The following is a 25,348-nucleotide window of genomic DNA, read 5'->3' on the forward strand; positions in this document are numbered from 1 at the left end:
TGATGTCAAAACTCAAATACGATATATCCGATCCGAAACTGGCGGGTAAAGGTAAATTACGAATCGAATGGGCCGAGCGGAATATGCCGGTTTTGAGGTTGATCCGTGAGCGGTTCAAAAAAGAAAAACCGCTGAAAGGAATAAACCTGGCCTGTTGCCTGCATGTTACGACGGAGACCGCCAACCTGATGATTACTCTCAAAGCCGGCGGTGCCACGGCGGCTCTTTGTGCCTCGAATCCGCTCTCGACCCAGGATGAGGTGGCGGCTTCGCTGGTCAAAGATCACGGAATTTCCATATTCGCCCGGTTCGGCGAGGATAAAAAGACCTATTACCGGCATATCAACCAGACTCTCGATATTAAACCGCATGTAACCATGGACGATGGGGCGGATCTGGTCTCGACTCTTCATTCCTCGCGCCGGGAACTTCTGAACGGAATTATCGGCGGGACCGAGGAAACGACCACGGGGGTAATCAGGTTGAAGGCGATGGCTCAGGATAGTGCCCTGATGTATCCGATCATTGCCGTCAACGATTCCAAGACCAAACATTTCTTCGATAATCGCTATGGTACCGGCCAATCCACGATCGATGGAATTCTCCGGGCCACCAATGCCCTGATCGCCGGTTCGACGGTGGTGGTGGCCGGGTACGGCTGGTGCGGCCGGGGACTGGCGACCCGAGCCAAGGGAATGGGAGCCAATGTCATTGTTACCGAGGTTGATTCGACCAAGGCTATCGAGGCGGCGATGGATGGATTTATGGTGATGCCGATGGCCGAGGCGGCCCGCAAAGGCGATATTTTTGTGACGCTCACCGGGGATATCAATGTTATCCGGATGGAGCATTTCAATAAAATGAAAGACGGAGCAATTGTCTGCAACTCGGGGCATTTCAATGTCGAGCTGGACCTGACCTCGCTGGATAAGAACAAAAAGAAGAAGCGTTTGGTTCGGGATTTCGTTGAGGAGTACACACTTAAAAACGGCCGGAGGATTTTTATCCTTGGAGAGGGACGGTTAATAAATTTGGCCGCGGCTGAGGGTCACCCGGCGATGGTGATGGATATGTCATTCGCCAACCAGGCTCTGGGTGTGGAATACCTGGTCGGCCGGGCGGGGTCGATGAAACAGGCAGTATATGTGGTCCCGGAAAAGATCGACAACAAAATCGCAGAACTGAAACTGAGATCGATGGGAATCAGGATCGACCGGCTTACGCCGGAACAGAAAAAGTATCTGGCCTCATGGGAAATGGGGACGTAATTCCGAAAGAAGGACAGGCAGAATAATGAATAATGCGGCCGGGTGATGAACCCGGCCGTTTTTTATTTTATATCCGTTTGAAAAGTTTTATCAAGATCGGGCCGATGATGCGGTTGCAGAGCAGTTCGGTGATAATTCTGTAACGCCATCCGGTGATATAGATAACTTTACCCCTGGCCAGCGCCTTCAATGACAGGTCAACGACTTTTTCCGATGTTAACCAGAGCCAACCGGGGATATCGGTCCGGTTGAAATTTTTTATTTCGGGGCGGTCATGAAATTCGGTATAAGTGAACCCGGGGCAGAGGGCCTGAAGGCGAATATTTTTATCTTTGTACTCCGTATGAAGGGATTTGGTGAAACTGTTGACGTAGGCCTTGGTGGCGCAGTAGGAAACACATCCGGGACCGGTCAGGAAAGCCGAGACGGATGAAACATTAATAATATCACCGCCGCCGCGAGCCATCAAACCGGGCAGGGCGGCATGCGTCAATATAACTATTGCGGTTACATGGACCGAGAGCATATCCAGATGTTTGCCGACATCGTTTTCGAGAAAATGGCCGGAGATACCAAAACCGGCATTATTGATAAGCACTCGGAGGGAACGGCAATTTTTGATATGGTCGGCGACGTTTTCGATATCCTCGCGGCGAGTAAAGTCGGCGATCAGGATTTCCACCGTGATATGATATTGATCTTCCAGTTGACGGGCGAGACTCTCCAGTTTGTCCCGGCGTCGGGCGACCAGTATAAGATCATGGCCGCGCCCGGCCAACCTGCGGGCGAAGGTGGCGCCGATACCGCTTGAGGCGCCGGTGATGAGAGCGGTGCCGGGATCGTGCATACCAGGATTACTTTCTTGAGCGGGCCATGATGACCATGCCGATCAACAGGAAAATGCCATTTATCAGCCAGGCGGCCAGGTCGGGATGGAGTTTTTCATTATAACCGAAGGACTGGGTAATTTTAAAGGCCACGAAATAGACCAGGGCAATACCGGCACCGACGGCGAATGATACCGCTACTCCGCCTCGTTTCGGGTTGGAGGCGATGGGGACGCAGATCAGGATGACGATGAAGGATGAGAAGGGATAAGACAATTTCAGTTTCAGGTCCACCAGTTCATGAGTGAAAGGCTCGCCGCCCTGTTTTTTAAGATTGATTCGTTGCTGAAGTTCGAGGTAACCCAGATCCTCCGGGTTGCCGGTCGGCACCTCGAAATCGGCCGGCTTATAAGTTATAAAGGCGGCGTTGAGGGAATCGAATGTAGTAAAGGAACCGCCGGAATCGGTAAAGACGCGTTTCATACCATCATAAAGCATCCAGTTCTTTTCCGTGAAGCGAATCTCTTTAGCGGAGATCAATTCGGCCAGCCGGCTTTTATCGGCCTGGTAAATTTTAACATCGTTACCGATTTTTCGGTCGATATGGTAGGATTTAATGGTGAAAAACAGGCTTTTATTGACCTGCATCTGAATCGGGCCGATCAGTTTTTTGGTCCGGTCACTCCGTTTCTTGATATTGTATTCTTTGATTTCGATCCGGCGTTTATTTCCCTCCGGGAATATCTCCTCGTTGTAGTAGATATGAGCCAGGCTGAGTAAGAAGGTGAAAATTAAAAAAGGCATGGCGATCCGATAAAGCGAAAGGCCGCTGGCTTTCATGGCCAGGATTTCATTTCGCCGGGCCAGGATACCGATTGAGGTTAGTGCCGCCAGAAGGACAAAAACCGGTAGAAAGGACTTCAGAATCCAGCCGGAAAAATAGAAATAATAAATGAATATTTCCGACAAAGGAACGTTATGATCGATAAAATCCCGCAGTTGCTCGACCATGTTGATGATTACGATAAGAGCACCGATCGCAAGGGTCATCAGGATCAGCGAGATGAGGAAGTACTTGAGCAGGTAACGGTCGATTATCTTTATCATCTTATTTCCTGAAAAATGAAAAGAGCGGTTTTTCGGTAATTACCTTGATCAGAAGGTACAATCCCAGAGCCCCGGTCAGGATATTGGCGGCCCACATGGCCGCGAACGGCGAGATTAAACCGCGGTCGGAGATATCCTCACCACCGATCAGAAAACCCCAGTAGAATGTGAAAATGATAATGGAAATGGTGGCCGTGATTCCCAGCCCGCCGCGTCGGGCGAGAATAGCCAGGGGGGCACCGATCAGGATAAAGGCAAAGGAGGCCGCGGGGATCGAATATTTCTTGTAGATTTCGATTTTGTACTTATTGATCAGCCGCTGTTGTTCCTGGATCTGTTTGTAATCGCGCTGGAGTTTCTGATAGAGATTGCTCATATCGGCTTTCAGGAAGGCCAGGGCCGCCGAATCGGTCCGGGTGGAGTCGGGAGGATAGACCAGACTGTCGGCCAGAAGAAAATCGAGTTTATTATCAATTACATTTTCCATTTTATTGTAAAAAGGTTTAATCGCCTTGCGGGAATTATCAACAACTTCCTGCATGGCCGCAATACCCATCTCCCGGTCGGTCCGCAGATTCGATTCCGAACGCCTTAGTTCCGATCCCACCCCCTCGACATTGATAACATGCTCCTGGAATTCAAGCATCCGGTAGTTGGCCGGATTTTTGGTATCAAGCATATGGACCTGACCGTCAAAAAGAGTAAACTGAACAGTCCGGCCGTTGTCGATAAATTTCATCAATCCCGATTTGGCCACGGTAATCCGGGGTTTGGTCGGATTCCTGGTTTCGGTAATTCTGACCCCTTCCACTTCGGAAGTTTTGTGATTGATTTTATTGATAAGAATGATATAACCGCTGATATCGGTGATAAACACCCCCGGTTTGAAAGTCAGGGTGGGACGCATGGAGCGTATGGCTCCGGTCAGAATCCGCGCCTCATGATTCAATTCGGGCAGGATTTTATCGGAAAACTGGATCATCCCGAAGGTCAGCACCCCGGCCGCCACCAGAAGCGGGATTAAAATACGCAGGAGGTTGATACCCGAGGCTTTAATGGCCACTATCTCGGAATCCGAAGTCAACCGTCCGAATGTCAGGAGGGTGGAGACCAGGACAGCCATAGGGACCGCCAGAGCCAGAATCCAGGCCAGGTTGAGAAAAATCAACTCGATTACTATCAGGAAGGAGATATCCTTATCAATCACCATATCAATGATTTTGGGGATGGTCTCCAGAATTAAAAGAAAGGTGATAATAATCACCGCAAAGATAAACGGCGGAATATGTTCCCGAAGGATGTATCTGTTCAGTATCTTCATTATTCCCGGCAATATATGCCTTATACAGATCAAGAACAAAGAAAAATTACTTTACGGCCCGTTTCATTCTTTATATCTTAAAAAATGTCCGAGGGATGGTAAATCTATGATTCGTGATTTTGTCCAGAATGATGTGGTGACCGTTTTTGTAACGGTCCGCCGCAAACAGATCCGCGAATATAATGGCACCACGTATATTTCGTTTGAATTCGGCGATGCCTCAGGTCGTATTGCGGGAATCTGGTGGGAGCCGGATCAGTCGGCCATTGAAGTCCTGCAGGAGGGCGAGGTGGTCAAGGTCAAAGGGGCGGTGGCGGAATATAAAGGCAAGCCGCAGTTGAAGGTCATTAAACTGCGGAAAGCGGAACCGGAAGAATACAATTTGGCGGATCTGTTGCCGCATTCCAAATTTACCCTTGAGGAACTGCGGGGAAAGATATTATCCCTGATCGAGAGAGTGGAAAACAGCTTCGTTCGGAAGTTGATTTCGGCTTTTTTCGAGGATGAGTCGTTTTTCACATCGTATCTTAAGGCTTCGGCGGGGAAATTATGGCATCATTCATTTATCGGGGGGCTGGCCGAGCATTCGATCAACGTCACTGAGATCTGTCTGGATATGGCCGGCCGGTACAAATTTCTTGATCGGGACCTGCTGATATTCGGCGGGTTGTTCCATGATATGGGCAAAATTTACCAGTACCGGATAACTTCGTTTATCGACTATACCGATGAAGGACGCCTGATTGGCCATATCAACCAGGCCGACAGCCTGATCGCCGAACGAGCCTCGCGGATTGAGGCTTTTCCGCCCGAACTGCTGATGAGACTGCGCCATTTAATCTTGTCCCATCACGGCCAGGTGGAATTCGCCTCGCCGGTGGTTCCCCAGATTCCGGAAGCCTTTGTTTTGTATTACGCCGACGAAATCGATTCCAAGATGGGGGCAATTGACCGTATCCGCGAAAAAACCGGGGGCACCGGCTGGTCGGAATTCGTCAACCTGCTCAATCGACATCTTTATTTTTCGGAAGAGCCATAGCCAATATGTCCGGATGCAGTGAGGCGGTAATTCTGGAGATGCGCGAGGTGTCGCGCGAGATAGTTCATAATGGACGGAAACTAAAAACGGTCGATGCGGTTACCTGCCGATTCAACCGGGGCGGAATTTATAATATTGTCGGTCCCTCGGGAGCAGGGAAATCATCCTTATTGCGTCTTCTAAATCGTCTCGATGAATCCACCTCGGGCGAAATTCGATTCAAAGAAAAACCGATCCAATCATATCCACCGGTTGAGTTGAGGCGCAAGGTGGCCATGCTGTTCCAAACTCCCTATCTGTTTCCCGGGACAATCCTTGAAAATCTCAAATATTGCCGTCCCGACCGCGGTGATTTTGATTTCTTGGATCATCTGAACCGGGTAAGTCTGAAACCGGAGGTGGCCGAAAAGGATGCGGGCGATCTTTCGGTTGGAGAAAAACAGCGGGTGGCGCTGGCCCGTTCACTGATGCTGGAACCGGAGGTGATTCTGCTGGATGAACCAACCTCGGCTCTCGACCCGACTTCATCGAAAAAGATCGAGGAACTTATTCTCAGGCTGTCGCGCGAATTGAGTCTGACCACGATTACGGTGACGCACAGCCCGGAGCAGGCCTTGCGGCTGGGGGGAGAGACTCTATTACTGGTGGGAGGGCGGTTGATTGAAACCGGACCGACAAGCGAGATTTTAACCCGGCCGCGGACGGAGATGGGCCAGAAGTATATCGACCGGGAGTTGTCATGATCGAAACCGGATATCTGCAGATATTGATGGCGGCAGTACTGGTGGCGGTGGCTTTTATTCTGACCAGAATAAAAACCATCCCGGTCGAAAAAGAAATCATGCTCGGGTCAGTCCGGGCATTCGTGCAGTTGATTGCGGTCGGGTACGCTCTGGATTTTATTTTCAAAACGGAATCGATCTGGTTGATAATTCTTTCGGTAGCAGTCATGATGGTGGTCGGCGCCTATACCTCGGGCCAGCGAGCGGAACATTTCCGGGGAGGTTTCAAAATCGCCCTGGTGGCGCTATCGGCAGGATCCATAATCACTCTGGGGTTGATGCTGGCATTGAGGATTATTACTATCGAGGCTCGCTATATTATTCCCCTGGCCGGTATGATTATCTCTAATGCCATGAATGCCTCGTCGGTGACTTTTAACCGGATCGGGTCGGATATGAAAAACAATCGATTGGCGATTGAGACGGCTCTGGCTCTGGGTAAAAGTTGGCAGGAGGCCTCGCGGCGGTATTATCGTGAGGCGGTTAAGGCCGGGATGATCTCGATTCTAAATTTCATGAAAACGGTCGGGATTGTGGCTCTTCCGGGGGCCATGACCGGTATGATTCTGGCCGGGGCCTCACCGCTGGAGGCGGTGATTTTGCAGTTAATTGTCGGGTATATGTTGCTATCGGCGGTCTCGATTTCGGCGGTAATTGCGGCCGAGCTGTCGATCAGGAAATTTTTCAATGCCGCCGATCAATTTGTCGGATAATAATTTCAGCTTGATTTTCCGTTAATATTGACTAAATTGGTTTTTTCCGGTTTTGGCCGGATTTGAAAAATCGGTTTTGCGACGGAGAGGTGTCCGAGTTGGCCTAAGGAGCACGCCTGGAAAGTGTGTAGGGGTTAACGCCCCTCCAGGGTTCGAATCCCTGCCTCTCCGCCATAATTTTCTTAAATCCTCTAACATTTTACTTGACATAATCTTATAATTGTAGATATCGGCAGCAGATAATCGCTGTGACCATATTGTGACCACTTGTTGCAGGCAATCTGATATGGGCAATATCCACCAAAGAGGCAAAGTCTGGTATCTCAATATCCGGGTCAAGGGGCGAAGAATCCGTAAAAAGGTTAGCTCCTCTAAGAGAATCGCCGAACTGGCTCTCAGGGATGCCGAAGTTAAAGCGGCCCGTGAAGAATTCGGGTTCGCCCGCCATGATATCACCATCGATAAATTTGTAGAGCAGTTTCTCGAATACTCCAGAGCCAATCATCGGGAAGCAACCACTAATCGTTATGGAGCGGTGATAGATCATCTCAGGGAATTCCTGAAAACAAAACAGGATATTACATTCATGTCCGAAATATCAACTGAAGTGGTTGATCAGTACAAGGTCTTTCGTAAAAACGCTATGGTCAATCCCAATGGTCATCCGGTGGAATCTGATGATGATATTGAGGAATATCAAACAGGATATTTGTGCAAATGAGTTATCGGTAAGAGATTCAGTATTGGATAAAGCCATAACCATGACTGGTTTCTATGCCGGCCGGGATGAATGCAAAATATCGACCGATGATATTCAATGTCTTATTATGGATGATTCCACAACACCATTCCTGGGTGACTATGCCAAAAAGCGCCCGGTCTGGCGGATTACCTTCCGCGATATAAATCTTAAATCAAGGGACGGTCATCCGGCTGATGAGGAATTTAGCCGGGATTTTAATGTTTATATCGATTCTTTAACCGGTCACCCGCTTAAGATCACCTGCAATTACGGAACCACTTCCCTCGATGAGTGCCCCGAATTAAGTGCCGATGAAGCAGAAAAACAATTGAAAGGGGAGAGGTACATTGGTTTTCCGGATAAGGTTCCTCCGATCAGTTTCAGTTAAGCCCTTCTGGCCGGTATAAACCCATTCAGTGCCAAACGAATCCAGGGCCAATATGTAATGTATTCCGATAATAATCATACATATCACATTGCAAATCACAACCTGCATTACCATTATCCTCAACATATACCAACAAATCATTATAACAGTATTCTATTGAATAAATTCCCCCATTATCCTCATCTAATATAAAAAACTTGAATGAATTTATATCCATCTCAGCTTTATAGATTAATGCATCTACCCTGAAATAGTCATAATTGGTATTAAATCCAGTGCTATCCGAATCAATCAACGGTGGCAAATAGTTAAAATAAGGCAATATTAACATGGGGTGATTAAACATACCGCTTGGATCGTAATTCACAGTATTCAATTTCACTCCGAAATGAAGATGATGCAGCATCAGACCATCGCCATCTCCAGATCTGACAAAAGGGGCTCCTTTAATGAAGTAATCATTGATTTGCAAATAATTGAAGATGTCGTCATCCGTAAGATGGCAATATGATGAGTGTATAGGAGAATCTATTCCATTATCATGAGTCAACACTACAGTTTTATAACCATAATTATACTTAATGTATACTATTACACCATCTTCAATAGCATGAATCCAACGAGGTTCTCCTGTATATATATCAACGCCATTATGGAATTCATAATATTGGGATACATTATCAACTTCATATCTCGGGCCAAACGCGGATTGTAATGTGTCCGGTTCTGAATTCAATCCACTTATTGGCCAAATAAAATCGTATGATGAATACTCTATGGAGTATGTCGTTAATGGTATTATAAAAAAAAATGGCAGTGCAATGAATATAGTATTATTAATAGTTATTAATACTCTTAAAAGTTGCATGTTTGTACTCCAGAACGCCAGAGACTTCTTGACCTTTGTTAAAAATGACATTCAGGAAATCCGGGTTGTTATTGCTTATGGGATACGATATACCATCTGATTTAACCATATATCCGGTTCTGAGGCTGTTATTTGGCAATTGAACAATAATGGTTGAATATTCTTCAAAAATACCGCCATCCTTTGGATAATATTTGATGTCAGGCAAATATACTTGGGAACCACGCAGATAATAGAAAGAGGATAAATGGAATCCTTCGGGAAAAGGCTCAAGCCTGGCCAATTCTATATAACCGTTTAATGACTTCTTGTATAGATTATATGATGGTTTGTTCCCAATCGGTGAGTGAATAAGCGTCAGAACATAATCACCGTTGTCGGTGATAATGATATTTTCAATACCCCAGACACCAGGCCGAAGATTTGGAAAAACGCTCTTGGTTTGACTTGTTCTGTCAAAAACTACAACACTGTCGGTATTATATATGGCAAAGACCGATCCGTCCGGGTTGCTTGATAACCCGATTTCAAAAAAAGCCTTTTTCACTTCGGGAAATACATACTGCTCAATAACATCGAACTCGGGGATTCTGATTATCTTGACAATATAGCCTTCGGCAAATATCAGGGTGCTGTCATCGATGGCATGCATATTCCAGACAGATATAGAATGATCGATATTCCCGATGACATTACCAGTTGAATCATAAATAGTTGGTCTGTCTACGATTCCGAAAAAATAAGTGGAATAATAGTATAGACCATTTGGAGAGGAGTATGTATAAAATCTGGTACTAAAAGAAACTATGATGCTGTCTTTATCTATATCATAGATCTGTACTATATGATTACCTTCAGAAATTATACCATTTAGAACAACTTTATTTCCATTGGCAATCAGCCTGCAATCCACTATTCCGCCGCTTAAACTCACCGAGCGAAATTGCTTTCCATCGGAATCGAAAATGGTCATATGGGAGGCTTCTTTGGTAAAGGTCAGGGTGACAATTCGTCCATTAAGATAACTTATACTCTGAAGACTCCGTGGTTTGATAATATCCGGCAAAGTTATTGATGAATCGGTTACTGTTTCACATTCAGATAGTACTTCCGATTTGCTGCATGCTCCTGAAAGCAAAATAAGTACCATGATTACTATTAAACATTTCTTCATAATCAAACCTGTTAAAGAATCCTGCCATTCAATAAGGGCTTTTAAACGTAATCCCCCGGAAAAAATCACAATGCCGTCCTATCCAGGCGCCGGAATCATGCAGATGAGTCAAAACGAATTACCCTCTTTATCCTAAAATGGGGATTCGGGATGTCAGGCAAGATGGCTTATCATATCCCGCAAATGTATATGGACTTATATAAAAATAATAAACTGGAGTTGATTGTCAAGAATAAACTCAATACCGGAATATAAAAAATCCCAAGGATCATGAATTAAAACATGTTCCATTTATAATTTATAAAATACTATTAATCTCAATCCGTTTTATTATCCTTCCCCCTTTCGATTTCTTTTCCACCCATTTTTCGATGTCGGTTGATTTGAAGCGGATGAATTTGCCGATCTTGATATATGGAATATAGCCCTGATGGGTCCACTGGTAGATGGTCGAGGGCTGGACACCCAGGACATCGGCTATCTCGTGTGGATTCAGGAGCTTTTCCATAAATCAGTATATCTCCTTTTAAAGCTCCTCTTTTTCCTGTGATCCCAGTCAAGAAAATCTTGAAAAGCGTGATAAAGTGCATACATCTATTTTCCAACCAAGCCTGTTTTTTCCAAGATCCAAGATATTAATTCTGATCGGGGCGCAGTTCGGCTGGCATGCCTGATGAGAAAAATACATTAAGATTGCCCGGTCGGATAAATCCGGGCGCCCTAAATTATTTGAATATTTAAATGCCTGTTTTCCATTTATAATCCGGATTTTGAACGTGCATATAATATTGAGTTGATTTAATCGACGGTTTTTATTAAATTGAAATAACAACCATACTTCGGAGCACAACTCAATGAAATCGAGATTCAGTCATTCTGTACTAATAATTTCAGTTATGATAATTATGATTTACCTTTCGGGCGTGGTTTTTGCCGGAGAGGCGGATACCACCGGAGTGGAAATTCTTATTCACCAGGCCGATTCCCTTCTGGCCGCAAGAAATCTCGACTCGGCCGATGTGGTGTACCGGGCGGCCGTGGATAAGGCCGGAACCGATTCGAGTATGGAAGATTCCACCGCGGTCATGGCGATGTTTAAGCAGTCAATTTGTGCCTTTGAAAGAGGGTGGCCAAATGAGAGCGATTCCATCTGGCAATTGTGTCATCCCCGGCTTATCAAAATCTTCGGTGCAGAAAGTCGCGAGGCGGCGAATTCATTTTTCCATGGGGGCGATATACAGGGGGAAAATTACGAGTTTGAAACCGGTCTGGAATTTCTTGAAAAATCATTGGAGATCAGGGAAAGATTGTATGGAACCGAAAGTCCTGAATTGATTCGTCCGCTCAACCTGATGGGAGGGTATTTGAATGCCATGGATATGACAGATGAGGCTTTTGAATATCTCAACCGGGCCCTGGCGATTATGGAAAACCGGGGACAGGCCGATTCGCCCCTGTTGATAGAAACCCATCTATTCCTGGGGGATATTTATTGCAGGACGAATATTTCGCGGGCGATGGAATGTTATCGCCGCGCGATTGAGATCGGGCGGATAGCCGGGAGGCCGAATTATCATCTGGCTCTGGCTTATTCCTATCTTGGCAATTTAATGTTCGGCGAGGGTGAAATAGGCCAGGCAGTCGATTATTGCGAAGAGAGTTTACGAATATTGAAAGCACTGTATGGTGAAGACAATATGCGCTATATCAGCACCTTATGGTCCTACGGTCACGCCTGTACCGAGTACGGATATTATGCCCGGGGTATGGAGATGCTGAACAGGGCCATTGCCTTTCTCAATAAATATTCGCAGGAATATCCTGTGGCTCTTTTGCAGTTGTACAACCTGATGGCCTATTTGTACAGCCGGCAGGCAAATCATGAACTGGCCATTGAAATGTATCAAAAGGCGCTTGAAATTCAAAAGCGGGTGAGGGGTGAGAATAATTATTCGACGCTGAACACTCAGGAATTAATGGCCAAGCAATACCAGATTCTCAAGGATTACAAAAAAGCGGCGGAAATTATTAAGGGGGTAATTGAAAGGGGAACGGCTAACGGCATGTATGAGACAGATATGATGGCTCAGTCCTTTATGGTCATGGCCGCGGCTTGTTTCGAAATGGGGGAATATGATCGGGCCGATTCACTTTATTGCGAAGGACTTGCAATTGCGGGTCGGGTGTATGATACCACCGGATTCGATTATTCATGTTATCTGGCCCATATCGCCGATGACAACCGGCAACTGGGCCGATATGATCTGGCGGAGAAGCAATGGCTCGAAGTCCTGGAATTGCATAAGAGAAATTTGATTGAGGATCATCCGTATATCGCCATTTCCTATATATCTCTGGCCGCCATATATGCGGCCACCGGCAGGTATGAACAGGCGGTCGAGTCTTTTCTTGTTGCCGTCCGAAAGAGATATAATTTTATCACCCAGATATTCACCTATGCTTCGGAAAATCAGAAACTGAGATATTTGAAAGAATTCCGAATGATTGTCGAACCGCTTTTATCGCTGGCCTTGCTGTCGGGATTGGAATCGGCCCGGGAAGCTTCATATGAGATGCTTTTGAAGGGAAAAGGACTGGTAGTGGATGTCATGTCATCGGAAATGAGGGTAGCCGCGTGCGGCATTAATTCGGATATCGGAAACCTGGGAGAGTTCCATACCCGCACCTGCAATGAAATCGCCGCCAGGGTCCTGCGGGGGCGTAACAGCCGCGATGAAAAATCGGGTCTTGATTCTTTGTATCTTATCAAAGACTCGCTGGAAACAGAATTAAGCAGGTATTGCCCGGTCTATAGCGATGAGATGAATGGACGCAATATCAACGTGGAGCGGGTTATACGGGCTATTCCGCCCGGATATGTCCTGATTGATTTTATTCGGTACCGTCCCTTCGATTTCAGCCGATCAGGTCGGGATGACGAGCTTTTTTCTCCCGAACATTACCTGGCTTTTATTATTAATGATCAGGCGGAAATAAGCATGGTCGACGTTGGCGAGGTTTCGCTGATCGACAGCCTGGTGGAAATTACCCGGAATCGTATTTATGAGTCGGAAGCCAGGGTTTTTTCCCCAGCCGGGATAACCGCCGAAAAAAATCTTAAAGAGGTGACCGGAAAATTGTACGGTTTGGTAATAGAACCGCTTGAAGCCTTTTGGGGTGATCGGGATCATCTGCTTATTTCACCCGATGGGGCTCTTCATTTTATACCTTTTGAAATTTTAACCGACCGAAAGAATAACTATCTTATAGAAAAATATCATATCAGTTATGTCACCTCGGGCCGTGATTTGTTGAGGTTCAACTCACCTGCTGATTTTTCGGGCTATGCCATGCTGATGGCGGATCCGGATTATGATGCGAATCTCGGAGATGATACCCCATCGGGAGAAACTAAAAATTCCGAACTGACGGATTTACACTCGAATCATCATCGGGGCGCCGCCTCCTGTCTTACCGGTCCTTTTCCGCGTCTGGGATACAGCCGCGAGGAAATCAAAGCAGTTGAGGATAATATTAATTCCCTAAGCAATCTTTATATTGAAGAATACCTGGATATAAATGCCAGGGAATCGGCCCTGATGGCGATCGGGCAATCTCCCGAGATTCTTCATCTGGCCACTCATGGATTTGTTTGCCAGGATAAGGAAGCTCGTGATAATCTGAAGATTTATATCGAGAATCCTCTGCTGAATTCAGGACTTATCCTGGCCGGAGGAAACCATACTCTGAGTCATAATGATACGAACCCGAAGGATGAGGACGGTATCCTGACCGCTCTGGAGGTTTGTGGAATGAACCTGCATGGAACCCGGCTGGTAACGCTATCGGCCTGTGAAACGGCGTTGGGTGACATTTTATACGGCGAGGGAGTCGTCGGTCTCCGCCGGGCCTTTCAGCAAGCCGGAGCGGAATCGATTCTCATGAGTCACTGGAAAATATCCGACCGCGAAACATCGGAATATATGTCACGGTTCTATCGATATTGGCTGGGAGGACTGCCGAGGCAGGAGGCTCTGAGAAAAACCTCTCTGGAGTTGATGAATGAAACCAGGAAGAATTACGGCCATACTCACCCCTTTGCCTGGGCCGGTTTTACTCTGGTCGGCAATCCCAATTAGACATATGCGTATTCAATCCCCGGCGGGCTCGATCCGGAAATAGTATCGTACCGGAGAATTCTGCGGCCGCCCGGATTTCCGAACACTCAGAATATATTCTCCCGGTGTAATGATCCCGCCCGGGAGCAGAAGACGGCCGGTCTCGAAATTATCAAAAGAATCGAAGGTATCCGAATTAAAGATCACGGTGCTATCTTCTTTGGTCAGGCGGATAGAATGGGTCTGTCCGGGTTCGCCTTCGGGGTAACGGAAGGCCAGGATAGCATTTTGATCAGCCTTGAGTCTGAATGAGATAACCTGGTTCGATCTGGTTTGAATCAGGGTAATTTCTTTAACCGGGCGGGCATCCTCGGCCGGATTTTGAAAAAGACCCCGATATGCCGGCCAGAGCAGAAGCAAAATGATGATCAGAGAAATCAGCGGCCTGAGAATAATGGGACGATCCGGCCAGAGATGTTTCCACAGGCGGCGTCCGGCCGGCAGGTGATCCTCCTGCAGAATTCTCCGGGTGGTTTCTGCCACCTTATCATTGGCTTTAAGCAATACTCCGCGGGGAGCGAATCTGACTAATTGATCATGGCAAAACCGGCATCCGATCAGGTGCGTTTCAAAGCGGTCGCGCTCCTCTTCGGACAGCAATCCCAGTTCGTAGGCATGGAGCAGGCGACCGGTTTCGGGATCTGTGCAATTATCGGCGTTTTTCATTTTTACCCTCAAAAATACAATCATTGAGAAGATTCCTGGCCCGCCACAGGATAACGTACAAATTGTCCCTCGTAATCTGCATCCGATCGCAGATTTCTTCAGTGTTATATCCCTGCTGAACCAGATTTAAGGCTCGGGCATACCTCCGATTGAGTTTCATAACCTTGCCAAGGCATTTCAATAAAATTCGGAGAATATCGGGATTTGGGGCAATATTCGAATCCCCGATGTATACATCGCCATCAATCTCGGGCGCGATTAACTTATTTATCATTTGTTTTCGCTTAAGAAAGGTTGCCATTTTATTCTTCAATATTTTCTGGGCCCAGGCATTGTATTCATAGGGATAACCGAGAGATTTATAGTTTTCATGAACCGACAGGCAGGTCTCATGGGCAATATCCTCGGCATCCTCTTTCCGTAATATTAAACCGGCGATAACTCGAAATCTTTCACGAAGAATTTCGAATAATTCTTTTTCAGCCCGGGCGTCTCCATCGACCGCCATTTTCCAGAGATGTTTCAATACCTGTTCGCCTTACCCGGCCTGTTGATGCAAAAATGGTTTCGGAAGATATCCCCGACCGGTTTTATGCCATTTACGGCATTAAAGATATTGTCCCGGTCGAGTTATTGCAAATAATGTTGAAGAAATCTTCGGCAGAATTTCGCAATTAGCGGACCCGATTTTGCAGAGGAATCAATAATCCGGAAGAAATGAAAAATCTTAATAAAAAAGGGATAGAGTCATTCTATCCCTTTTATTCTTTAAACAGAATATACTATTGGCAGATCGGTACGGGGCCCTCTATGTAAATGTATGATATTAAATAAGTGACATCCAGAATGTTAATAGCGCCGTCACCATTGGTATCAGCCGAAATCAGGGGATCGGGAGCGAAACCGGATTTGTAAAGATAGGTAATCATAAAGGTGACATCAAGAATATTAATCGTCTCATTACCATCGGCATCGCCGCAGAGATAATTCGGACCGATAGACAATTCCATTATTTTTTCATCGTAACTTCCCGTAAAATCGGCGGCCCGGGCGGTGAAAGTAATCAAACCTTCGGCCATAGGTATCCCCGAAAGCAAACCGGTGGTCGAAAGGGTTAAACCGGTTCCTTCGAGATCATCATTACGATCGCCCCAGGTCAGAGTACCGGTTCCGCCGGCGGCTTCTAGCTGTTGAGAATATTCTTCGCCAACCGTACCATCGGAAAGGTCAGCAGTTATTATTTCCACAGTTGGATTAAGAATAAACTCAAAGAGCTTATCCTCATAATCACCGCAACCGTCGCTGACACGGGCGGTAAATGATACCGTCTCGGAGGTTAGTGGTGTTCCGGAAACAAGGCCGATTTCACTCAATGACAAACCGGTCCCATCCAGATCGTCATCAAGATCAATCCAGGCTTTGGTGCCGGTGCCGCCGGTGGCGGCAAGCTGCTGGGAATAAGCCGATCCGGCGGTCCAGTCAGGAAGCTCGGAAGTGGTTATGGCCAATGATTGATTAATGGTGAAGCTAAACGGTTTTTCATCAGACTGCATAGCCTCATCAGTTACCCGGGCGGTAAATGAAACGGTCCCGGCATCGAGCGGAGTCCCCGAGAGCAATCCGCTTGACGAGAGCGTCAATCCGGTGCCGATCAGGTCGAGATTGATATCCGACCAGAGCAAGGTTCCGGAGCCGCCCGATGCGGTCAGCTGGCGGGAATATGCATGCCCGGCTGTCCAGTCGGGGAGGGTTTCGGTAGTAATTATCGGGGCATTAAGGTTGCATTCATAAGCCGAGACCTCGAGATCATCGATGTTCCAGCCGCAGTATACCCATCCACCATCGGTTATGCCCATGGTGAAACGGATATATACGGTTGACTGGTTATCGGCGTATTCAGAAATATCATAGGTCATTTCAGTCCAGGCGCCATCGGTTATCTCACCGCTGTTTTCCCAGATATTTGTCCAGTTTGTCCCATTGGTGCTGATCCTGACATAGGCATGATCATAGAGCGAGGATTCGACGCCCAGCCAGCGCCAGAAAGTCAAACGGGTTCCGGTAATACCGCCGCAATCGATAGCCGGGCTGGTGATATGGCGTTCGGACATGTTATTCTCATAATCGCCGCTGAGATTGTAACCGAATACCGATGAACCTCCGTGGGCACTGGAGGGATCGGTGTTACCGTGGGAACCGCCACCCCCGGTCGGGGTTCCGCGTCCCCATGATCCCCCGGATATTGTCCAACCCTGGTCAGTCTCGAAATCATCGGCGAAAGCAACGGACAGTCCCGTGGCGATCACCGGCTGATACGGGGAACTGGGGTTGGGGTAATACATCCGTCCATTGGCTTCTTCCTCGGCACTGAAGTAGTATTCCAGTTTATCGCCGCATGAGACAACCGGAAGCGTGGCCCGGTAACGCATCGAGGTCAGCATTGTCATATCATCGGTTTGAAGCGTACCATCGTTAATTTTGTAGTGAACCTGAGCGCTTCCCGGAACCAGGACACCATCTCCCACCCCGGTTATGACAACTTCAATATCGGTGGCATCATTGGGCGGGATGATATCGGGAACACCGTTGGGGAAACCGAAGGAAAGGGCGGCCACACCGCCGATAGAGATAGTCGGATCGCCGAACAGGTTGAGTTCGTAATAACACCAGCGCATGCAGTCGTCGTCGATCCGATAAAGATTATCTTCCTTGGAATCGTGATTGGCGCGACCGAGTTCGGGTTTGCCTTCGGCCGGGCTAAATATGGCATCCCAGAATTCGCGGTTGAATCGTTGTGAAGCGCCATCGGTGCTGTTCAATTCACCCCAACCGTAACGGGCATTCATAATCGCCGCGAAAGCCCCGTTATCGGTTTTAATGGTAACATGCTCGGCCCAGCAATCCATGGAGGAGCTGTCAAAGTAGCCGGCCAGACATGTCTGCGAATATACGAAATTTATATCGGTATTGGTCAACTCACTCAGGACATGGCTGTTATACATCTTCATGGCATAATCGGGACTACCGTGACCGAGGTGATTGACAATATGAAGACCGTTATTTATTCTGGAAACGAGTTCAGACCGAGGCCAATCATTGCCCGACCAGTCCCTGTCGAAAAGTTCATCGATATTATAAACATTCGACGGGAATCCGGTGGTGGTGTAACCGTGGCTGTCGGAGCCATCGATCAATTCCTCGAGATAAGAGGCGGCGTAATCGGCAACTCCGCCGAAACCAAGATATTCACCGACCAGAATAACATTCTGGAGATACTGGCCGCCGCAATTTAGATAACCAATCGTTTTGTTGACGAAGCGCTCGGCCTCGGTGGCATTGCCCACCGCTGCCCGTCCGATATAAACTTCGGCCACCAAGTCAACATCACCGCCGCCTTCACCGTCGGTTGGTTCACCCCAGTTGCTGTCGCCATCATAATTATAGGTACCATCAAGGCAACCAAAGAAAACATCGGAGGGCATGGCGGTTTCTATTTCCGGCCAGTAACCATCATCACTGGCCACATAAAGATTCCGCGCCGGAATTAAATCGTCATCGCCGCCGATCAGGACATATTGAATCCCATCGTTCAGATAGCGCTCGCGGATATAATCGCGGACATCGGCGGGAGTGGTACTTCCGATTTCCGTGGTGGTATGAATTTCGGTGATAATTCCGGTCGTATCATGATAATCCTTGAGCGGCTGGAAGGAGGAGGCCAGCGCCGGGGTAGTGATTATCAGCATATCGTAACTTTTGGTGCCTTTTACGGGTGCGGAGGAATAGCTGTATACCGTTTCATTATTATCGATTTTGGATAAAACCTCCGTTTGGTCAATCTCGAGCCCGCGATACAAGGGGGCCGATTTGTAATTATCAGCGGTATTGACGATCACCGTCAGACGAGGATAATAAGCCAGCTCACCGGTTGTCGGCAGGTATTCCACCGGCTGCAGTTTGAGAACCAGAAAACTATAACCCCGGAAAGACTGCAATCCGGCCGACTGATAACGATCGGTCGGGTAGGGCTTATCGGACATATAGATGTTTTGATCCAGAACCGGTTCCTGAATTTCCGTCGGCGGCATGGATAACCGGTATTGCCGCGCGATCGGTTCGATATAATAATCGTCGCCCAAAACTATTCTCGATTCCCCAATAACCTCGATGCTTTCAATTTCGGAGCCATAGGGAATCAGGATTCGGGCGTTTCGGCCGGGAAGAGCCGGCTGACCGGCTTTACCGCAGTTGGGGGCATCAGTCATCACAACCCGGTCGTACAATTCCGAGCCGATTCGAACTTCCTCGATCTGCGGCCGATCAAAATAGTAATCGACAGAAACCTGTCCGGCCCGGATCGAATTGGTGCCGAACAGAACCATCATAACCGCTAGAAACAGAAGTGGTATCATGCGGCTACTGACAGGTGCGACTCTCTCTTTTTGTGGCATTCTCAGTTCCTTTATATTATGGAAGTAGTTGTTTTTTGGGCCGATTTTTTTGGCCGGATTGTAATATTGATGTGATAATAGCTAAGTCATACTATCCCCGTCGCGGGATAGCTGGATAAATCCGGCAAATTAAAAGGCGTGACATCAGGCATTAAGCGAGACCCTGGTTAGTTCTTTCTTACCTCAATATAAGCCAACAAACCATTCTGTCAAGAATTAACAGGTTCGTATGGCCAAGTCTCCGACCGGCTTGGCATAATTATGGGGGCGGCCCGGAATTATTAAAACCTGAAATATTCTATTGAAAAGCGGCTGGACTTCATTTACTTTTAGTTGTAATTATGATTAAATCAGGGAAAGGAAAAGAGCATGGCGGAACAATATATATTCACAATGCTCGGTCTTAATAAATTCTACGGTCAGAAACAGGTTCTCAAAGATATTAATCTCTGTTTTTTCCCCGGAGCGAAAATCGGGATTGTGGGTGAGAACGGATCCGGCAAATCAACGGTCCTTCACATTATGGGTGGTCGTGATGAAGAATTCCAGGGCCGGGCGGAACTGAGCCGGGGCTATAAAGTTGGAATCGTCAAGCAGGAACCGGAGCTTGATGACCATTTGACCGTTCGACAGGCACTCGAACAGGCCTTTTCCGGGCCGATGACCCTGATGAAAGAATATGAGGAATTGACAGAAAAGATGGCGGAACCTCTTGAAGATGACCAGATGAACAAACTCATGGATCGGATGGGGATTCTGCAGGACAAACTCGATGCCTGCGATGCCTGGAATCTGGATCAAAAACTTGAAGTGGCGGCCGATGCGCTCTGTCTTCCGGCCGATGATCGCATTATCGAAAGCCTGAGCGGAGGCGAAAAACGGCGCGTGGCCCTGTGCCGGGCGCTTCTGGAGCAACCGGATTTACTGCTTCTGGATGAGCCGACCAACCATCTTGATCCGGAAACGGTGGACTGGCTGGAAAACCAGTTGCGCGAGTATCCCGGGACGGTTATCGTGGTGACGCACGATCGGTATTTTCTCGACAATGTCACCCGCTGGATTCTGGAATTGCAGGGCGGTCAGGGGATACCGTACGAGGGTAATTATTCATCGTGGCTGGAACAAAAACTGTCGCGTCTGGCGGCCACCGAAAGAAAGGATTCACCTCAGGCCCGGGCGCTGGAAAGAGAACTGGCCTGGATTAAGATGAGCAACAAGGATCGCCATGAACTCGCCCGAACCAGACTGATCGAGTATGAGCAACTGGTGGCCCGCGGAGGAGACGAGGAAAAAGCCGACAGCAATATCATCCAGATTGTCTCCGGCCCGGAACTGGGGAACCAGGTGATCGAATTCAAGGGCGTCAAAAAGCAGTTTGGCGATAATTTGCTGTTTGAGAATCTTGGTTTTCTGGTCCCACGTTCGGCGGTGGTGGGACTGGTGGGACCCAATGGGACCGGTAAGACAACCCTTTTCCGGATGATTGTCGGCAGGGAAAAACCGGATGAGGGGGAACTTAAAATCGGTTCGACCGTAACGTTGGCGTATGTGGATCAGGGACGGGAATCGCTCAAAGGGGAACATACCCTGGTCGAGGAAATCGGCGAAGGAGCCGAGGAAATAATGTTCGGGAAGCGCGCCATTCCGGTTAGACAGTACCTTTCGCGGTTCGGTTTCAAAGGCCCGGTGCAACAGAAATCGGTCAATGAATTATCCGGCGGGGAACGTAACCGAGCTCATCTGGCCAAGATATTGAAAATCGGCGGAAATGTACTTCTGCTCGATGAACCCACCAATGATCTCGATGTCAACACCCTGCGGATGCTCGAAGAGGCTATTAATAATTTTCACGGCAGTGTCCTGGTCATCAGTCATGACCGGTTTTTCCTGAATCGTATCTGTACCCACCTGCTGGTTTTTGAGGGAGAGGGAAAGGTGCGCTGGTTCGAGGGAAATTACGAGGATTACGAACAATGGCGCCTCAAGGAAATAGGCGACAAGTTATTTGATGATCGCCGCAACCGGTACCGCAAACTGGTCAGGAGTTAGAGGATAATTATGATTTCTGCTCATATTTCGAAGATTTCCGGGGAGTTGAAAATTCCTTCCGGCCGAGTCGAGGCCACGGTGGCGTTACTCGATGATCAGGCGACCGTGCCGTTTATTGCCCGTTACCGCAAAGAAGCCACCGGGAGCCTGGATGAGGTGGCCATCACCACTATCCGGGATCGAATAGCGCAACTTAGGGAACTGGATAAACGCCGCGAGGCAATATTAAAATCGCTCGAGGAACGGGAGCTTCTCACCGATGAGTTGAGGGAAAAAATCAATGCGGCCGGGACAATGGCGGTCCTCGAGGATATTTATCTGCCGTTTCGTCCCAAACGCCGAACCCGGGCCACAATCGCTGTCGAGCGCGGACTGGAACCCCTGGCCGAGATTCTTTTTGCCCAGGAAAATATCGATCCGGGAAAAGAGGCCGAAGCCTTTATCAATGCTGAAAAAGAAATCAATACTATTGATGAGGCCCTGGCCGGGGCGCGGGATATTATCGCGGCCTGGATCAGCGAGGATGGCGATGCACGCTCAAAAATGCGCGATTTGTTTGTCCGCGAGGGATTCATTCAATCGAAAGTGATTGTCGGCAAAGAAAACGAGGGAGCCAAGTTTTCCGATTATTTCGACTGGGAGGAAAAACTGACCGAAGCTCCATCGCACCGGATTCTGGCCATCCGGCGTGGAGAAAACGAAGGCTTTCTGAGTATGAGTATCTACCCGCCCGAGGATAAGGCGATCGCCCTTCTGGAAAGAATGTTTATAAGCGCTTCCAACGCCGCCTCGGACCAGGTCATAATGGCCCTGCAGGATGGTTATAAACGGCTTCTGGCGCCCTCGATGGAAACTGAAATGAGGGTGGAATCGAAAAAACGGGCCGATGCCGAGGCTATTAAGGTTTTCGCCGACAACCTGCGGGAGTTATTGATGTCGCCTCCGTTGGGCCGCAAGAGTATCCTGGCCATAGATCCCGGTTTTCGGACCGGCTGTAAGGTGGTCTGTCTTGATAATCAGGGGCGGCTGGATTATTACACCGCCATTTTTCCGCACGCCAGTGAGGCCGAAAGAAATAATGCCGCGTCGGAAATCCGCGCCCTGGTGGAGAGGTACGATATCAAGGTCATCGCCATCGGTAACGGAACCGCCGGGCGCGAAACCGAAAGTTTTGTGCGCGGTCTGGACCTGCCGGGGCATGTTTTAATCGAGATGGTCAATGAAGCGGGAGCCTCGGTTTATTCGGCCTCGGATACAGCCCGGGAGGAATTTCCGGATCACGATATTACGGTGCGGGGGGCGATTTCTATCGGTCGAAGACTGCTGGATCCGCTGGCCGAGCTGGTCAAGATCGATCCCAAGTCGATCGGGGTCGGGCAGTATCAGCATGATGTCGATCAGGGATTATTGAAGGATGGTCTGGACGATACGGTGATAAGCTGTGTCAATGCGGTCGGCGTTGAAGTGAATACGGCCAGCAAACAGCTTCTTACCTATGTTTCCGGATTGGGATCGCAACTGGCGCAAAATATTGTGGCATATCGTCACGAAAACGGACCTTTCCAATCACGGCAGGCTTTTATGAAAGTCCCCCGCCTGGGACCGAAAGCCTTCGAGCAGGCGGCCGGGTTTCTGCGTATTGCCGATGCCGAAAATCCGCTGGATCGTTCGGCTGTCCACCCGGAAAGCTATACCATGGTCAGCCGCATGGCCAAAGACTTGGGCTGTACTATCGGAGATTTGATAGCCGACGACAGCCTTCGGAAAAAAATCGTCCTGGAGAATTATGTGACGGATAAAATCGGGATTCCGACTCTGACGGATATTATGGATGAACTGGATAAGCCCGGACGCGATCCCCGAAAGGCCTTCGAAACTTTCAGCTTCGATCCCGATGTGAATTCCCTTGAAGATTTGAAAATCGGGATGAGACTCCCCGGGATTGTCACCAATGTCACTCGGTTCGGGGCTTTTGTCGATATCGGGGTACATCAGGACGGTCTGGTTCATATCAGCGAACTGGCCGACCGCTTTGTAAAAGATCCGGCCGAGGTGGTTAAGGTCCAGCAACGGGTGAAGGTGACAGTTCTCGATGTCGATCTGGAACGTCGGCGGGTGGCCCTGTCGATGAAAGATAAATAATCCTCAGATAAATCCAGAAGGCCGCGGGGGATGTTGCCCGGCGGCCTTTTATCGCTTTGCTAAAATCCGCAAGAATAAGGGAAGAACGAAATCAATAATCTTTATTCTTCAGTATTTTCTGTTTCTTCCCACTTTTTTAATTCATCGATGTTTCGCTTGCCCCAGTCCTGAATAAGCTTGACGACCTCGGGATCTGCCGATGTCATCAGCATAACACTGCCCCGCTGAGTTTCGACAACTTCGTATTTGACACCCTTTTGCATCAACATCCCCATCGCCTGGCACATACCGCACATTTTCACGGGTTCGCCTTTGGCGAATTTTTCACCCTCGACATCCATCATATGGGAAGCCTTTCTGAGGGAGGGGAGGTATTCCTTATCAACGGTGGTCACACTTATTAAGCCATTGCTGATATTGTGATGCTCCCAGACTGTATGATCCAGAAGGGCAGGGTCATCGAGAAGGTGCTTGCAAAAGTCACAGTTGGCCATATCGAACCAGGGTTTCTCCTCGGAGGAGGCCAGGGCCGCGATAATGAAAACCAGCAGTACGGCCAAAACGGGCATGGTTAATTTTTTCATCATTTCTGTTACTCCTTTAAAAAGTGTTGGTTATTCAATGGATTATCTTCTGATTCTGATTATAATTCAGTCATATTTTATAGCATATCTTAACAACTATGTCAATATTGGCAAATCACATTTTTTGATCGGGACAAAAATTTTTATGATATTTATGTGGATTTTCTAAATTATTATATGGTAGCCAAAGTAGTATATCCGGTTTGTTGAAATAGACCTGCCGAATGGCAGACAGATAACTATGAGAAATCATAATAAATTCTATGGTAAACCCGAATATTACGATATTGCCTTTGATTTCAGGGATATCCCCGCCGAATGTGATTTCCTCGAGACAATCTGCAGGAAATTCAGCGAGCGGCCACTAAGCAGTATGCTGGAATTATGCGCCGGGCCGGCTTATCATAGTATCGAAATGGCTCGTCGGGAAAAAAATGTCACCGCCCTGGATATTTCAGAGGATATGGTTGCCTATGGTCTGGCGAAGGCCAAAGAAGCCGAGGTTTCCTTCAAGTACATCCCGGGCGACATGACGGATTTTAAGCTGTCGGAATCATATGATCTGGTTCTACTGGCCATGGATTCGATCAGTTACCTGCCGGATAACAAAGCAGTTTATGATAATTTCAAGTGCGTTTCCCATTGTTTGTCCGATAAGGGGCTTTATGTCATTGAGATCGGTCACCCCCGTGATTTTCTCGGCCGGGATCGGGCCTCGGTTCCACGGTGGAAAATGAAACGAGGTTATAAAGAGGTGGAAATTCAGTGGGGCGATGAATCCGATCCCTTTGATCCGATCACTCAGATAACCCAAACCTCGGTAAGACTGAAGTATTCAGATGGTCTGGAGCGGGGAGAAATATTCGATCGGGCACCCCAGCGTTGTTTCACCTGCAATGAATTTCTGGCGCTGGTGGATGCGGTCCCGTATTTCGAGATAATGAAAATGTACGGGTCCATGAATGGAGAAATCCCTTTCAGCAACGACAAGAAATCGTGGCGGATGATCCCGATCTTGAGGCTCAAATGAGGCCCGCGATTTTTATATT

General features: G+C 47.9%; 20 protein-coding genes and 1 tRNA gene. 11 read left to right on the forward strand and 10 right to left on the reverse strand.

What is annotated here, in order from left to right; genetic code table 11:
• Positions 1–2 precede the first annotated feature (2 nt).
• On the forward strand, positions 3–1,268 hold the full coding sequence (locus JXQ28_11100; protein ID MBN2278279.1) for an adenosylhomocysteinase: 1,266 nt from the start codon (positions 3–5) through the stop codon (positions 1,266–1,268).
• Between the two features lie 67 nt (positions 1,269–1,335).
• Here JXQ28_11100 and JXQ28_11105 read toward each other — a convergent pair whose 3' ends face one another.
• From JXQ28_11105 to JXQ28_11115, 3 genes are read right to left on the reverse strand one after another with little or no spacing between them, the layout of a single operon-like run.
• A complete protein-coding gene (locus tag JXQ28_11105) occupies positions 1,336–2,115 on the reverse strand; it encodes an SDR family oxidoreductase (protein ID MBN2278280.1) in 780 nt (259 codons plus the stop codon).
• A 7-nt stretch (positions 2,116–2,122) separates the two neighbouring features.
• Complete coding sequence (locus tag JXQ28_11110; GenBank protein MBN2278281.1) at positions 2,123–3,202, reverse strand: LptF/LptG family permease; 1,080 nt, start codon at positions 3,200–3,202, stop codon at positions 2,123–2,125.
• Between the two features lies 1 nt (position 3,203).
• The gene (locus JXQ28_11115; protein MBN2278282.1) at positions 3,204–4,523 is read right to left on the reverse strand and encodes an LptF/LptG family permease; all 1,320 of its coding nucleotides are present in this window, start codon (positions 4,521–4,523) and stop codon (positions 3,204–3,206) included.
• Positions 4,524–4,629: 106 nt separating this feature from the next.
• Between JXQ28_11115 and JXQ28_11120 the strand changes: the two genes are divergently transcribed.
• The 6 genes from JXQ28_11120 (at position 4,630) to JXQ28_11145 (ending at position 8,187) form a co-directional block, all read left to right on the forward strand.
• Complete coding sequence (locus JXQ28_11120) at positions 4,630–5,562, forward strand: HD domain-containing protein (protein ID MBN2278283.1); 933 nt, start codon at positions 4,630–4,632, stop codon at positions 5,560–5,562.
• A gap of 5 nt (positions 5,563–5,567) precedes the next feature.
• Positions 5,568–6,305 carry an ATP-binding cassette domain-containing protein gene (locus JXQ28_11125; GenBank protein MBN2278284.1) on the forward strand — a complete coding sequence of 246 codons (738 nt, stop codon included), beginning with the start codon at positions 5,568–5,570 and terminating at the stop codon, positions 6,303–6,305.
• Positions 6,302–7,057 carry an iron export ABC transporter permease subunit FetB gene (fetB, locus tag JXQ28_11130; protein MBN2278285.1) on the forward strand — a complete coding sequence of 252 codons (756 nt, stop codon included), beginning with the start codon at positions 6,302–6,304 and terminating at the stop codon, positions 7,055–7,057. Before JXQ28_11125 ends, fetB begins: the two co-directional genes overlap by 4 nt.
• A gap of 83 nt (positions 7,058–7,140) precedes the next feature.
• Positions 7,141–7,231: transfer RNA gene (locus tag JXQ28_11135), tRNA-Ser, on the forward strand.
• A gap of 112 nt (positions 7,232–7,343) precedes the next feature.
• A complete protein-coding gene (locus JXQ28_11140) occupies positions 7,344–7,778 on the forward strand; it encodes a phage integrase SAM-like domain-containing protein (GenBank protein MBN2278286.1) in 435 nt (144 codons plus the stop codon).
• A 22-nt stretch (positions 7,779–7,800) separates the two neighbouring features.
• On the forward strand, positions 7,801–8,187 hold the full coding sequence (locus JXQ28_11145) for a hypothetical protein (GenBank protein MBN2278287.1): 387 nt from the start codon (positions 7,801–7,803) through the stop codon (positions 8,185–8,187).
• Positions 8,188–8,212: 25 nt separating this feature from the next.
• Here the strand turns inward: JXQ28_11145 and JXQ28_11150 are convergent, their stop codons facing one another.
• From JXQ28_11150 to JXQ28_11160, 3 genes are all read right to left on the reverse strand, one after another.
• Positions 8,213–9,055: a M23 family metallopeptidase gene (locus tag JXQ28_11150; GenBank protein ID MBN2278288.1), complete on the reverse strand. Its 843-nt coding sequence runs from the start codon at positions 9,053–9,055 to the stop codon at positions 8,213–8,215.
• The gene (locus JXQ28_11155; protein MBN2278289.1) at positions 9,024–10,298 is read right to left on the reverse strand and encodes a hypothetical protein; all 1,275 of its coding nucleotides are present in this window, start codon (positions 10,296–10,298) and stop codon (positions 9,024–9,026) included. The genes JXQ28_11150 and JXQ28_11155 overlap by 32 nt, the downstream gene beginning before the upstream one ends.
• A 229-nt stretch (positions 10,299–10,527) precedes the next feature.
• Positions 10,528–10,737: a helix-turn-helix domain-containing protein gene (locus JXQ28_11160; protein ID MBN2278290.1), complete on the reverse strand. Its 210-nt coding sequence runs from the start codon at positions 10,735–10,737 to the stop codon at positions 10,528–10,530.
• 346 nt (positions 10,738–11,083) lie between these two features.
• On the opposite strand from JXQ28_11160, the gene JXQ28_11165 reads away from it, so the two are divergent.
• Positions 11,084–14,368, forward strand: a complete 3,285-nt coding sequence (locus JXQ28_11165) for a CHAT domain-containing protein (GenBank protein ID MBN2278291.1) — start codon at positions 11,084–11,086, stop codon at positions 14,366–14,368.
• A gap of 12 nt (positions 14,369–14,380) precedes the next feature.
• Here JXQ28_11165 and JXQ28_11170 read toward each other — a convergent pair whose 3' ends face one another.
• The 3 genes from JXQ28_11170 to JXQ28_11180 all read right to left on the reverse strand — a co-directional run bounded on the left by JXQ28_11170 (position 14,381) and on the right by JXQ28_11180 (position 19,524).
• The gene (locus JXQ28_11170) at positions 14,381–15,073 is read right to left on the reverse strand and encodes a zf-HC2 domain-containing protein (protein ID MBN2278292.1); all 693 of its coding nucleotides are present in this window, start codon (positions 15,071–15,073) and stop codon (positions 14,381–14,383) included.
• Positions 15,057–15,599, reverse strand: a complete 543-nt coding sequence (locus JXQ28_11175; GenBank protein MBN2278293.1) for an RNA polymerase sigma factor — start codon at positions 15,597–15,599, stop codon at positions 15,057–15,059. The genes JXQ28_11170 and JXQ28_11175 overlap by 17 nt, the downstream gene beginning before the upstream one ends.
• Before the next feature lie 256 nt (positions 15,600–15,855).
• Positions 15,856–19,524: a choice-of-anchor J domain-containing protein gene (locus JXQ28_11180; GenBank protein ID MBN2278294.1), complete on the reverse strand. Its 3,669-nt coding sequence runs from the start codon at positions 19,522–19,524 to the stop codon at positions 15,856–15,858.
• Between the two features lie 369 nt (positions 19,525–19,893).
• Here JXQ28_11180 and ettA point away from each other — a divergent pair, with 369 nt between their 5' ends.
• Positions 19,894–21,573, forward strand: coding sequence for an energy-dependent translational throttle protein EttA (gene ettA / locus JXQ28_11185; protein MBN2278295.1), 1,680 nt, complete (start codon positions 19,894–19,896; stop codon positions 21,571–21,573).
• 9 nt (positions 21,574–21,582) lie between these two features.
• Complete coding sequence (locus JXQ28_11190; protein MBN2278296.1) at positions 21,583–23,715, forward strand: RNA-binding transcriptional accessory protein; 2,133 nt, start codon at positions 21,583–21,585, stop codon at positions 23,713–23,715.
• Positions 23,716–23,816: 101 nt separating this feature from the next.
• On the opposite strand, the gene JXQ28_11195 is transcribed toward JXQ28_11190, so the two are convergent.
• Complete coding sequence (locus JXQ28_11195) at positions 23,817–24,302, reverse strand: hypothetical protein (protein MBN2278297.1); 486 nt, start codon at positions 24,300–24,302, stop codon at positions 23,817–23,819.
• A gap of 238 nt (positions 24,303–24,540) precedes the next feature.
• On the opposite strand from JXQ28_11195, the gene JXQ28_11200 reads away from it, so the two are divergent.
• Positions 24,541–25,329 (forward strand): class I SAM-dependent methyltransferase, encoded by a 789-nt coding sequence (locus JXQ28_11200; GenBank protein MBN2278298.1) that lies wholly within the window; start codon positions 24,541–24,543, stop codon positions 25,327–25,329.
• Positions 25,330–25,348 lie beyond the last annotated feature (19 nt).

The organism is Candidatus Zixiibacteriota bacterium, assembly GCA_016933955.1.
Taxonomy (GTDB): domain Bacteria; phylum Zixibacteria; class MSB-5A5; order GN15; family PGXB01; genus JAFGTT01.